The organism is Kitasatospora sp. NPDC057198, from assembly GCF_042670125.1.
In the GTDB taxonomy this organism is placed as follows: domain Bacteria; phylum Actinomycetota; class Actinomycetes; order Streptomycetales; family Streptomycetaceae; genus Kitasatospora.
The window spans coordinates 1-11,953 of the sequence record NZ_JBHUWH010000229.1; the positions used below are offsets into that span (position 1 = coordinate 1).

General features: G+C 74.3%; 13 protein-coding genes. 4 read left to right on the forward strand and 9 right to left on the reverse strand.

Translation table 11 applies throughout. The features are described 5' to 3' along the window. Window positions 1-292 precede the first annotated feature (292 nt). Both ACFUEL_RS23810 and ACFUEL_RS23815 read left to right on the forward strand, forming a co-directional pair. Window positions 293-700 carry a DUF4259 domain-containing protein gene (locus ACFUEL_RS23810; protein ID WP_380238771.1) on the forward strand — a complete coding sequence of 136 codons (408 nt, stop codon included), beginning with the start codon at window positions 293-295 and terminating at the stop codon, window positions 698-700. A 121-nt stretch (window positions 701-821) separates the two neighbouring features. Next, window positions 822-1,256 (forward strand): DUF4259 domain-containing protein, encoded by a 435-nt coding sequence (locus ACFUEL_RS23815; RefSeq protein ID WP_380238772.1) that lies wholly within the window; start codon window positions 822-824, stop codon window positions 1,254-1,256. 13 nt (window positions 1,257-1,269) lie between these two features. Here the strand turns inward: ACFUEL_RS23815 and ACFUEL_RS23820 are convergent, their stop codons facing one another. Beyond that, window positions 1,270-1,593 (reverse strand): hypothetical protein, encoded by a 324-nt coding sequence (locus tag ACFUEL_RS23820; RefSeq protein ID WP_380238773.1) that lies wholly within the window; start codon window positions 1,591-1,593, stop codon window positions 1,270-1,272. A 306-nt stretch (window positions 1,594-1,899) separates the two neighbouring features. On the opposite strand from ACFUEL_RS23820, the gene ACFUEL_RS23825 reads away from it, so the two are divergent. Next, the gene (locus ACFUEL_RS23825; protein WP_380238774.1) at window positions 1,900-2,460 is read left to right on the forward strand and encodes a glycosyl hydrolase family 18 protein; all 561 of its coding nucleotides are present in this window, start codon (window positions 1,900-1,902) and stop codon (window positions 2,458-2,460) included. A gap of 9 nt (window positions 2,461-2,469) precedes the next feature. Here the strand turns inward: ACFUEL_RS23825 and ACFUEL_RS23830 are convergent, their stop codons facing one another. The 8 genes from ACFUEL_RS23830 to ACFUEL_RS23865 form a co-directional block, all read right to left on the reverse strand. Continuing rightward, on the reverse strand, window positions 2,470-3,186 hold the full coding sequence (locus ACFUEL_RS23830; protein WP_380238775.1) for a spermidine synthase: 717 nt from the start codon (window positions 3,184-3,186) through the stop codon (window positions 2,470-2,472). Between the two features lie 72 nt (window positions 3,187-3,258). Continuing rightward, complete coding sequence (locus ACFUEL_RS23835; RefSeq protein WP_380238776.1) at window positions 3,259-4,116, reverse strand: amino acid ABC transporter permease; 858 nt, start codon at window positions 4,114-4,116, stop codon at window positions 3,259-3,261. 31 nt (window positions 4,117-4,147) lie between these two features. Then, window positions 4,148-4,792, reverse strand: a complete 645-nt coding sequence (locus ACFUEL_RS23840) for an amino acid ABC transporter permease (RefSeq protein WP_380238777.1) — start codon at window positions 4,790-4,792, stop codon at window positions 4,148-4,150. A 14-nt stretch (window positions 4,793-4,806) separates the two neighbouring features. Further along, window positions 4,807-5,700 carry a glutamate ABC transporter substrate-binding protein gene (locus ACFUEL_RS23845; protein ID WP_380238778.1) on the reverse strand — a complete coding sequence of 298 codons (894 nt, stop codon included), beginning with the start codon at window positions 5,698-5,700 and terminating at the stop codon, window positions 4,807-4,809. Window positions 5,701-5,714: 14 nt separating this feature from the next. Continuing rightward, window positions 5,715-6,443 (reverse strand): amino acid ABC transporter ATP-binding protein, encoded by a 729-nt coding sequence (locus tag ACFUEL_RS23850; RefSeq protein ID WP_380238783.1) that lies wholly within the window; start codon window positions 6,441-6,443, stop codon window positions 5,715-5,717. 65 nt (window positions 6,444-6,508) lie between these two features. Next, entirely contained in the window at window positions 6,509-6,757 is a 249-nt protein-coding gene (locus tag ACFUEL_RS23855) for a LapA family protein (RefSeq protein ID WP_380238779.1), read from the reverse strand. A 175-nt stretch (window positions 6,758-6,932) separates the two neighbouring features. Further along, the gene (locus ACFUEL_RS23860; RefSeq protein ID WP_380238780.1) at window positions 6,933-8,702 is read right to left on the reverse strand and encodes an ABC transporter ATP-binding protein; all 1,770 of its coding nucleotides are present in this window, start codon (window positions 8,700-8,702) and stop codon (window positions 6,933-6,935) included. Window positions 8,703-8,787: 85 nt separating this feature from the next. Next, on the reverse strand, window positions 8,788-10,635 hold the full coding sequence (locus tag ACFUEL_RS23865; protein WP_380238781.1) for an ABC transporter transmembrane domain-containing protein: 1,848 nt from the start codon (window positions 10,633-10,635) through the stop codon (window positions 8,788-8,790). A gap of 349 nt (window positions 10,636-10,984) precedes the next feature. On the opposite strand from ACFUEL_RS23865, the gene ACFUEL_RS23870 reads away from it, so the two are divergent. Continuing rightward, window positions 10,985-11,860 carry an aldo/keto reductase gene (locus ACFUEL_RS23870; protein WP_380238782.1) on the forward strand — a complete coding sequence of 292 codons (876 nt, stop codon included), beginning with the start codon at window positions 10,985-10,987 and terminating at the stop codon, window positions 11,858-11,860. Window positions 11,861-11,953: the final 93 nt, after the last annotated feature.

Consider the following 11,953-nt stretch of genomic DNA (forward strand, 5'->3'; position numbering starts at 1 on the left):
CCCGCCGAGGAAGCCGAGGAGGCCGACCCCACCAAGGGCCGCCTGGTCAAGGTCCCCCCGGCGGACTTCAACCCCTTCGCCCAGACCACCAGCCCCGCCCCGGCCGCCCCGCAGGCGCCGCCGGCCCCGCCCGCCAGCAGCCCCTTCGGCTGAGCCCCCGTTCCCCGGGCCCTACCAGGGCCCGGGGAACCACGGCAGCGAACACCGCCGGCGGCGGCCCCGGAGCCCGCCGGCCGCCCCGCTGTCAGCACCTCCTGCGAAGCTCCTCGCACCACCAACACAGGAGGTCACCGTGGGTGCCTGGGACATCGGCCACTTCGACAACGACACCGCCGCCGACTTCGGCGGAGAGCTGGACGACGCCGCCCCGGAGCAGCGCGCCGAGCTGCTCCGCGCCACCCTCGCCGAGGCCGCGGAAGTGACGGCGGACGACTACCTCGACTCGGACGTCGCCGTGCCCGCCCTCGCCGCCGCGGCCCTGGTCGCGTCGCACTGCTCGGGCGGCGAGCCGGTCACCACCGCGTACGGCCCGAAGCAGCCGCTGCCCCCGCTCGCCGAGCTGCGCCCGCTGGCGGCCGCCGCGGTGCGGCGGGTGCTGGCCGAGGAGTCCGAACTGGCCGAACTCTGGGACGAGACCGAGCTGTCCGCCGACTGGCGCGCCGCCGTCGCCCGCCTGCACGCCGTCCTCCGGGCCGAGTAGCCGAGCAGCCGAGCAGGCGCCACCTCCGCCGCACCACCGACCACCGCGACGCCCTTCCCGGACGCCGCCGTCCTGCTGGAGCGGCCCCCGGAGGAGGCCCCACCACCGGAGGAGAGCACACGTGGGCACCTGGGGCCCCGGCCCGTTCGACAACGACGACGCCGCCGACTTCGGCGGTGACCTGGACGACGCCGCCCCCGAGCAGCGCGCCGAGCTGGTCCGCACCGCCCTGTCCCGCGCCGTGCGCGCGCCGGACGAGTTGGAGCACCACCTCGGCCTGCCCGCGGTCGCCGCCGCCGCGCTGGTCGCCGCGCAGTGCCCGGACGGCGAGCCGGTCACCACCGCGTACGGCCCGAAGCAGCCGCTGCCCCCGCTCGCCGAGCTGCGCCCGCTGGCGGCCAGGGCGGTCGTCCGGGCCCTCGGCCCCGATTCCGACCTGACCGAGGGCTGGTACGACTACGCCTCCTACCTGGCCTGGCGGGGCGGGCTGGAGCGGCTGCGCGCCGTCCTGCGCGAGCCCGACGTCCCGTTCCCCGGGCAGGAGCCGCTGTTCTGACGCCGACGGCCCGTCAGACCCGCTGCGCCCGCCGGTCGTCGACCTCCTCCGCCAGGACGGCCATCCGGTAGAGCGTGACGAAGTAGCCCGTGGCGTACGAGTCGGCGGCGACGGCCGGCAGCAGTTCGGCGAGGAGGGCGCGGCGCTGCCGCAGGTGCTCGCGGTGGCGGGCGCCGAGGGGGCCGTCGAGGGTGGCCACGGTGCAGCCGGCGAGGGTGGTGGCCAGGGTGACCAGGGATTCGCCGCCGGGTTCCCGGTCGTACCAGTCCGGGGGGAACCGCAGGGCGCCGAACTCCTCCAGGAGCTGACCCAGCAGTTCGATCTCATGTTCGAGCATGTCAATGATCATGCCGCACCGCCGGGCACTTGGGAACGCGTGTCGCACACATCACCCCCACCTCTCCCCCGTGACCCGGCACCCGCCCGCCGATCCGTCCGGAGCGCGAACGCCCTCCTCAGCGCGGAAGATCCCGCGTGGTCCAGACCCATTGCCATTCCATTACCTCCTCCCTACCCTCCGATGACACAGGCCCTCCGCGCTCCCCGACGGCCGGGAGATCCGCCGCACCTGCACACGCACACCTCCTCCCCCACAAGCAGTGGAGCACGCACGCCGCCGACGGCGGCCTCCGCCCCGGCGACGGTGGACATCACCCCGCCGCCACCGGACACCGAGGCCCCCTCCGCGCCCGGCACCCCGGTGGGCACCTCGGTGGCGGGGACGACCGACACCTGGGACCAGAAGCCGGCCGGCAACTTCAACCAGCTCAACCAGCTCAAGCAGTCCAAGGCCAAGTACCCGAACCTCAAGGTGCAGATCTCGCTGGGCGGTTGGTCCTACAGCAAGTGGTTCTCCGACGCGGCGGCCACCGACGCCTCCCGCAAGGCGCTGGTCTCCTCCTGCATCGACCTGGACTGGGAGTGGCCGGACTCGGAGGGCCACCTGGGCAACGTGGTCCGCCCGGCCGACAAGGTCGACTGCACCCTGCTGGCCCAGGAGTTCCGCCGCCAACCGGACGCCCTCGGCGCCACCACCGGCAAGCACTGCACGCCGAGCGCCTTCCTGCCCGCCGACCCGACGGAGATCACCCGGAAGGCCGGCTGGATCAAGGACCAGGGCCTCGCCGGGGCGATGACCTGGTCCTTCGGCGGTGACACCGCCGACGGCGAGTCGATGACGGTGCTCGCCAACGGCCTGAGGTAGCGGGCGGGTTCAGGCGCGGCGTGCCAGGTGGACGACGTCCGGCACGCCGCGCTCGACCGGGATCTCCTCGGTCCGCACATCGGTGAACCCGGCCTCGCGCAGCGCCCGTTCGAAGGCGGCGGACGGCTGGGCGCTCCACACCGCCAGCACCCCGCCGGAGTTGAGCCGGGCGGCGGCGTGCGCCAGCCCGGCCGGCCCGTACAGCCGGTCGTTCTCGGCGCCGACCGTCCAGTCCGGCCCGTTGTCGATGTCGAGGCAGAGCGCGTCGTAGCGCTCGCCGTCCGCCGCGAGGTGGGCGACCAGGTCGGTGTGCAGCACCTCCACCCGGGGGTCGTCCAGCGCCCCGGCGGAGAACGCGCCGAGCGGGCCGGTGCGGTGCCAGTCGATGATCGCGGCCTCCCGCTCGACCACCGCGATCCGCCCCCAGCGCGGTTCGGCGGCGGCGTGCGCCAGCGAGAAGCCGACGCCCAGCCCGCCGATCAGCACGCCGGGGCGCTCCACCCCCGCGAGTGCGTCCAGCGCGGCCGCCACCAGCAGCCGCTCGGAGCGTCCGTCGACGGTGTCCATCAGGAAGCAGCCGTTCACGATGACCTCGCAGTGCCCGCCGCGCCGCCGCAGCACCACCTCGCCGCTCGGGCCCTGCCGCCGGTCGAGCACCTCGGGCTCGGCCAGCTCCCGGCGACTGGGCAGCACGGCCCCTGCGGACTCCACGGGCGGCACGGACATGCGGCGACTCCTCGGGGATCGGCATCGATCGTCGGCCCACTGACCCTAACCGACCTGCCCGGTCACCGTCGGCTACCCCTGCGGATCGGGCGTCAGCCCCGCCGGGGCGACCGGCGCGCCGCCCTTCACCTTCGGGTCGCGCCGCCCGCGCCGCTCCAGCCACTTGGCGAACCAGGACAGCAGCAGACACATGCCGATGTAGACCGGGGCGATCACCATCACCACCGGGATGAACGGCAGGTCGTAGTCCAGGTTGGTGGCGATCAGCTTCCCGGCGTGCAGGAACTCCTCGTAGGTGATCAGGAACCCGAGCGAGGTGTCCTTGAGCGCCACCACCAGCTGGCTGACGATGGTCGGCAGCATCGCCCGGTTCGCCTGCGGCACCAGCACGTACGTCATCACCTGGGTCTTGCGCAGCCCCAGCGCGTACGCCGCCTCCTTCTGCCCCGCGGGCACCGCCAGCACCCCGGCCCGGAACACCTCGGCCAGCACCGAGCCGTTGTACAGCGTCAGCCCGGCGACCAGCGCCCACATCGGCGGGGCCTTGAGGGCGACGAAGATGAAGAAGATCATCACCAGCAGCGGCATCGCCCGGAAGAACTCCACCACCACGGTGGACACCCAGCGCACCGCCCGGTGCTCGGAGAGCCGCCCGGCGGCGAACAGCGCGCCGAAGGGCAGCGCGAAGAGCACCGTCCAGCCGAACGCCTTCAGGGTGTTGCCCAGGCCGCGCAGCAGCAGCTCCTGGACGCCCTTGTACTCGAAGGGCATCCACTTCTGGTACGTGAACTGCTGGGTGTGGAACAGCATGTAGACCACCCAGCCGAGCACGGCGGCGATCACCAGCAGCGCCAGCCAGCCGTACAGCCGGTGCCGGGCCAGCGCCTTCGGGCCCGGCACGTCGTACAGCGCGGAGGACTCCACCGTCATCGGAACACCTCCGTCGTCGGGGCGCCGGCCGTCATCGGGACACCGCCGCCCGTCGTTCCAGCAGGTTGAACAGGGCGCTGATCGCCAGCGTCAGGATCAGGTAGCCGAGCGCGATCCAGACGAAGGTCCAGACGATGCCGTAGCCCAGCTCGTTGATGGTCCGGTAGGTGCCGAGCAGCTCGACCACGCTGAACGACCCGGCGATCGCGGTGTTCTTCGCCAGCGCGATCATCACGCTGCCCAGCGGGGCGACCACCGCCCGGTACGCCTGCGGCAGGACGACCAGGCCGAGCGTCTGGTTGAACGTCAGGCCCAGGCTGCGGGCCGCCTCGCCCTGCCCGGCGGGCACCGTGTTCACCCCGGAGCGCAGCGTCTCGCAGACGAACGCCGAGGTGTAGCAGCCCAGCGCCAGCACCGCGAAGGTGAAGAACGGCAGCGTGATGTCGAACCGGGGCAGCCCCAGCACCACGATGAAGAACAGCAGCGTCAGCGGCGTGTTCCGCAGCACCGTCACCCACCCGGTCCCGAACGCCCGCAGCGGCTTCACCGGCGACACCCGGAACCCCGCGACCAGCGCGCCGAGCACCAGGGCCAGCGCCGCGCTCACCAGGGTCAGCCACAGCGTGCCGAGGAACCCGTGCCAGTACGTGGACCAGTTGTCGGTCAGGACGTGCACTGTCCTCCTCCCTCCTACTGGTACCGGTCGATGGCCGGCGGCTCGGGCGCGGGCACCCCGGACAGGCCGAGCGTCGCCTCGTACGCCTTCTTCCAGTCGCCGTTCTGCTCGTGCCGCTGGAGCGCGTCGTCCAGCGCCAGCCGCAGCGCGGTGTCGTTCTTCGGCACGCCGATGCCGTACGGCTCCTTGGAGAACGGCTGCCCGGCGATCCTCAACTCGTCCGGCACCTTCGCCGCGTAGCCCTGCAGGATCGCGTTGTCGGTGGTCACCGCGTCGACCTGGCCGGTGATCAGGTTGTCCACGCAGGCCGAGTAGGTGTCGTAGCCGATCAGCTTCGCCTGCGGGTAGTCCTTCTGGATCCGCTGGTAGGGGGTCGACCCGGCGGCCGAGCAGACCTTCCGGCCGGCCAGGTCCTGCGGGCCGTCGATCTTCGTCTCGTTCCTGCGCACCAGCAGGGACTGCCCGGCGATGAAGTACGGCCCGGCGAAGCCGACCAGCTTCTTGCGGTTGTCGTTGATGGTGTAGGTGCCCACGTAGTAGTCGACCTGCCCGTTCTGCAGCGCCGTCTCGCGGTTGGCGGAGGCGATGGTGCGGAACTCGATCTGGTCGGGGGCGAAGCCCAGGTCGGCGCCGACCATCTTGGCGATCTCGATGTCGAAGCCGGAGTACTCGCCGGTGGCCGGGTTCTTCTGCCCCAGGTACGGCTGGTCCTCCTTGGCGCCGACCACCAGGTGGCCGCGCGAACGGGCCGCGTCCAGGGTCGGCGAACCGGTGACGGCGTCGCCGCCGCGCACCTGGTAGCTCGGCAGCGCGCCCGCCTGCGGGCCCTTCGGCGGCGGGGTGCCCTCCTTGCCGCAGGCCGCCGCCCCGAGCAGCAGCACGAGCACCAGCGCCCCGACCCGTCCCATCGTCCCCGGCCCCATCAGTGCTTCAGGATCTTGGAGAGGAAGTCCCTGGCGCGCTCGCTGCGCGGGTCCGCGAAGAACTCCTCGGGGACGCGGTCCTCGACGATCCGCCCGTCGGCCATGAACACCACGCGGTTGGCGGCCGACCGGGCGAAGCCCATCTCGTGGGTGACCACCACCATGGTCATCCCCTCCGCGGCCAGCGCGCGCATGACCTCCAGCACCTCGTTGATCATCTCGGGGTCGAGCGCCGAGGTCGGCTCGTCGAACAGCAGCGCCTTCGGGTCCATCGCCAGCGCCCGGGCGATCGCCACCCGCTGCTGCTGGCCGCCGGACAGCTGCGCCGGGTACTTGTCCGCGTGCGCCGCCAGCCCGACCCGCTCCAGCAGCCGGCGGCCCTTGGCCTCGGCCTCGGCCTTCCCCCGCTTGCGCACCTTGACCTGAGCGAGCGTCACGTTCTGCAGCACCGTCTTGTGCGCGAACAGGTTGAAGGACTGGAAGACCATCCCCACCTCGGCCCGCAGCTTCGCCAGCCCCTTGCCCTCGGCGGGCAGCGGCTGCCCCTCGATCAGGATGGTGCCGCTCTCCACCGTCTCCAGCCGGTTGATCGCCCGGCACAGCGTGGACTTGCCCGACCCGGAGGGGCCGATCACCACCACGACCTCGCCCCGGCCCACCGTGAGGTCGATGTCCTGCAGCACGTGCAGCTGCCCGAAGTGCTTGTTCACCCCGCGCAGTTCGATCAGCGGCTCCCCGACCCGCTCCCCGGCCCGCTCCCCGGCCGGCGCCCCCGTGCCTTCCCCCGGGGCCGTCACCTGGTGCGCCGCCCCTTCAGCAGCCAGCCCAGCGCCGTCCCGGCGAGCAGCGTCGCCAGCAGCGCGATCCACAGCGGGCAGGTGACGGTGAACACCCAGAACTGGATCTTCACTTTGTCCAGGTTGGCGAACAGGAACCAGACCGCCAGCACCACGATGACGCCGATCCCGATGTACCGGGTCGGGATCCCCGCGATCTCGTTGCGCTGGGTGCCTGACGGAGAACCGCCTGATGTCTTGGTCACCCCCGCAGTCTGCGCCCGCCCGCTACCCACCGGCCGCCGCGCCACCCCGCCACCGCCGCCCATTCACCCGTCCGCGTCACGGTCCGCGCCCCGTCCGCGTCACGGTCCGCGCCCCGGGCGGCTCCCGGGCGGCTCCCGCCGCGCCCGGCCGGAAGCGGCCCGCCCCCGCTCCCCCCTACCGCTCGTCCCGCCAGGAGCGCCAGAGCGCCGCGTACGGGCCGCCGGAGGCCACCAGTTCCGGGTGCGACCCGTACTCGGTGATCCGGCCCTGCTCGACCACCGCGATCACGTCGGCGTCGTGCGCGGTGTGCAGCCGGTGCGCGATCGCCACCACCGTGCGCCCGGCCAGCACCCGGGCCAGCGAGCGCTCCAGGTGCCGGGCCGCCCGCGGGTCGAGCAGCGAGGTGGCCTCGTCCAGCACCAGGGTGTGCGGGTCGGCCAGCACCAGCCGGGCCAGCGCGAGCTGCTGGGCCTGGGCGGGCGTCAGCGCGGTGCCGCCGGAGCCGACCTCGGTGTCCAGCCCGCCCGGCAGCGCCTCCACCCACTCCGTGGCGTCGACCGCGGCGAGCGCGGCGTGCAGCTCGGTGTCGTCGGCGTCCGCCCGGGCCAGGTGCAGGTTGTCCCGCAGGGTGCCGACGAAGACGTGGTGCTCCTGGTTGACCAGCGCGACCTCGGTGCGCACCCGCTCGGCGGGCATCCGCGACAGCTGCGCCCCGCCGAGCGTGACCCGGCCGCGGCCCGGCGCGTAGATGCCCGCGAGCAGCCGGCCCAGCGTCGACTTGCCCGCCCCCGACGGCCCGACCAGGGCGACCCGGCTGCCGGGCTCGACGTCCAGCGTGATGTCGCGCAGCACGTCCGTGCCCTCGCGGTAGCCGAAGCCGACCTGCCGGGCCTCGACCCGGCGGCCGTCCGGGCGCAGCTCCGGGTCGGTCTCCGGGTCGGCGACCTCGCGGACGCCGACCAGCCGGGCCAGCGAGGTCTGCCCGATCTGCAGCTCGTCGTACCAGCGCAGCAGTCGGGAGACCGGGTGCACCAGGGCCTGGGCGTACAGCACGCCGGTGGTCAGTCGGCCGGGGCTGATCAGGCCGTGCAGGGCGAACAGGCCGCCCAGCACCAGGGTGCCGAGCACGGCCAGCGCGTAGGTGCCGTCCACGGTGGGGAACCAGACGCTGCGCAGCCAGAGGGTGTACCGCTCCCAGTCGATCCAGCTCTTGATCTTCCGGTCCGTCAGTTCCACCCGGCGCCCGCCCAGCCGCAGCGCCTCGACCGTCCGCCCCGCGTCGACCGTCTCGGCGAGCACGGTGTTGACCGCGGCGTACCCGGCCGACTCGTTGCGGTAGGACTGCGGGGCCCGCCGGAAGTACCAGCGGGAGGTGAGGAGGAGCAGCGGCAGGCCGAGCACGGCGGTGGCGGCCAGCAGCGGGGAGGTCACCACCAGGGCGCCGAGCACCAGGGCCACCGAGACCAGGGCGACCACCAGTTCGGGCACCGCGTCGCGCACCGAGCGGGCCAGCCGGTCGATGTCGGTGGTGCCCCGGGAGACCAGGTCTCCGGTGCCGGCCCGCTCCAGCACGCCGAGCGGCAGCGCCACCGAGCGGACCAGGAAGTCCTCCCGCAGGTCGGCCAGCACCTCCTCGCCGAGCACGCTGCCGCGCAGCAGCGACAGTCCGGTGAACACCGACTGGACCACCAGCGCGGCCAGGTACCACCCGATCGCGGCGGTGACCCGCCCGCCGCCGCCGGTGGCCAGTGACTCCACCAGCGAGCCGAGCACCGCGGGCCCGACCAGCCCCGCCAGCGTCGCCGTCCCGTGCAGGGCCACCACCCCCGCCAGGCCGCCGCGGTGCCGCCGCAGCAGCATCCGCCCGTAGGCCCGCACCGCCTCGGCGGAGCCGACCGGCAGGGTGGTGACCGGCCCCTGCTCGTGGATCTCGGGGGGCTTCACGGCGTGCTCCTTCGGTTGCGGTGGTCGTGCGGACGCCCGCTGCCGCGGTCGTGGCGCCTGCTCCTGCGGTGGTGCGGGTGCCCGGTCACGGCGCGCCCCCTGCCGGGCCGGGCCCGGCGGCGGCCGTCATGCCCGCGGGCTCCGGGGCTCCGGGCGGGCCCTCGTCCCGGGTGACGACGGCCCGGTAGCGCGGCTCGCCGGTCATCAGTTCGCGGTGGGTGCCGGCGGCGGCGACCCGGCCGTGCTGGAGCAGCAGGACGGTGTCCGCCCGGTCGAGCAGCAGCGGGCTGGTGGCGAAGACCACCGTGGTGCGCCCGGAGCGCAGTGCGCTCAGGCCGGCGGCGATCCGGGACTCGGTGTGGGCGTCGACCGCGCTGGTCGGTTCGTCCAGCACCAGCACCGGCGGGTCGGCGACCAGTGAGCGGGCCAGGGCGAGGCGCTGCCGCTGGCCGCCGGAGAGCGAGCGGCCGCGTTCGGTGATCCGGGCCGCCATCGGGTCTCCCGCGCACTCGGGCGAGCCGTCGACGAGCGCGTCCAGCGCGTCCTGCGCGCGGGCGGCGGCCAGTGCCTCGGCGGGTGCGACCCGGCCGGAGCGGGGGACGTCGAACAGCTCGGCCAGGGTGCCGGAGAGCAGCACCGGCTCCTTGTCGTGGACCAGCACCGCGGCCCGGGCGGCGGCCAGCGGCACGCCGTCCAGTTCGACGCCGCCGAGCCGGACGGAGGGGTGCGGCCGCTGCCCCTCGGCGGGCACCGGCCGGCCGCCGAGCCGGGCCGCCAGCTCGCCCGCCGCGTCCGGGTCTCCGCAGACCACGGCGGTCAGCCGCCCGGCCCGGGCGGTCAGCCCGCTGACCGGGTCGTGCAGGTCGGAGCGGTCGGCCCGGCGCAGCAGCTCCGCCCCGGCCTCCCGGGCCGGCTCCGCGCCGTCCTCCGGCCCGTCCTCCCTGGCCAGCGAGAGGACCTTCACGGCCCGCCCGGCGGAGACCCGGGCGACGCTCCAGGCGTGCGCGGCCTCGCCGATGACCCGCAGCGGGGCGGCGAGGAAGGCGGTGGCGCCGTAGACGGCGATCAGCTCACCGACGCCGATCGACCCGTCGAGGGCGAGCCGGGCGCCGTACCAGGTGACGCCGACGACGAACAGGCCGGGCAGCAGCACCTCCTGGGCCTGCATGACCGCCCAGGTGCGGGCGGCCCGGACAGCGGCGGCCCGGACCCGCTGGGAGGCGGCCCGGTACCGGTTCAGGAACAGCTCCTCGCCGCCGATGCCGCGCAGCACCCGCAGCCCGGCCACCGTGTCGGCGGCCAGCTCGGACGCCTTGCCGCCGAGCGCCCGCTGTTCGTCGTACCGCCGCTCGAACGGCCCGAGCAGCGGCCACACCGCGGCGGCCAGCACGGGCACCCCGAGCAGCACGGCCAGGCCGAGGCCGGGCTGGCGCCACAGCACCACGGTGCTGACGCCGAGCCAGGCCAGCACCGCGCCGTACAGCCGGGCGGTGAGTTCGACGTACCAGCCGATCTTCTCGACGTCGCCGCTGGACACGGCGACGATCTCGCCGGTGGCGATCCGCCGGCCCAGCCCGCCGCCGAGCGCGGACGCCTGGCGGGCCACCAGTTGGCGGATCTGGGAGGCGGCCTGGATCCAGTTCCACACCACCTGGCGGTGCAGCAGCACCGTCATCGCGGTCTGCACGGCGGACAGCAGCAGGGCGAGCAGCCCGGCCGCGAGCAGGGCCCGGGTGTTCCGGTCGACGACGGCCTGGACGCCGCGGCCGACCGCGACGGGCAGCGCGGCCATCGCGCCGAGCTCCAGCGTGCTCCACAGCACGGCGAGCAGCCGGCCGCGGCGCTGGGCGCGGCCGAGCCAGCGCAGGAAGGCGCGCGGGGAGCTGAGGTCGGGGCTGCCGGGGTCGGACAGCGGCAGGGGGACGAGCGGCATGGTCGCTCCGTTGCGGGGTGGGACGGGGCAGGGCGGCCGGCCCGGTGGGCGGGGCGCCGACGCGGTGGGCGGGGCGCCGACGCGGGCGGGCGTGTCAGCCGGGCCGGGTGGGGCCCGGCGCGTCGGAGGTGCGCGGCGGAACGGGTGGTCGGCTCGTCACATGCGGTGAGCCTGACCCCCGCGGTGTGACGCACGCAACGGGTTTTCCGGCGGACCGGCCCGTTCCGGCCGCCGTCCCGTCCCGCTTTCATCCGTTCCGGGGAACTCCCGGCGGGCGGGAATAAGCCGGTGTTCACCGCCGTTGCCAGCCCTCCGGAAGCAGAAGCACAACCGAAGGGCACCCCTTCCCGTGACCAGCACCCCCGCAGTCCCCCCGATCCCCTCGATCACGCTGAACAACGGCGTGCGGATCCCGCAGCTCGGCTTCGGCGTCTGGCAGGTGCCGGACGCCGAGGCCGTCCCGGCGGTGCGCGCCGCCCTGGAGGCCGGCTACCGCTCGGTCGACACCGCCGAGATCTACGAGAACGAGAAGGGCACCGGCCAGGCGATCGCCGAGTCCGGCGTGGCCCGCGACGAGCTGTTCGTGACCACCAAGCTGTGGAACTCGGGCACCGTCGACTGGTCCGGCGCGCAGGGCCGCGACCGGGTGCTGCGCACCTTCGACGAGTCGCTCGGCCGCCTCGGCCTGGACGTGCTGGACCTGTACCTGATCCACTGGCCGCGCCCGATGCACGGCGACAGCTTCCTGAACATCTGGCGCGCCTTCGAGCAGCTGCACGCCGAGGGCCGGGTGCGGGCGATCGGCGTCTCCAACTTCCGCGTGCCGGACTTGGAGCTGCTGTTGAAGGAGGCCGAGGTGAAGCCGGTCCTCAACCAGATCGAGCTGCACCCGTACTTCCCGCAGGAGGAGCTGCGCGCCCTGCACGCCGAGCACGGCATCGCCACCGAGGCGTGGAGCCCGCTGGGCCAGGGCAAGGACCTGCTGGCCGAGCCCGCCCTGCTGGCCGTCGCCGCCAAGCACGGCCGCACGGCGGCGCAGGTGGTGCTGCGCTGGCACCTGCAGTCCGGTGTGATCGCCATCCCGAAGTCGGTCACCCCCGCCCGGATCCGGGAGAACCTGGACGTCACGGGCTTCGAGCTGGACGCCGAGGACCTGGCGGCCGTCGCGGGCATCGCCACCGGGCAGCGGATCGGGCCCGACCCGGCCGGCTTCGACTGGAACTGACGCCCCGTCGCCTGACGCACCACCAGCGGACGGCACGTCAGCGGACGGCGCGTCAGTGAACGGCACGTCGGCGAACGGCAGGGGGCCGGCACC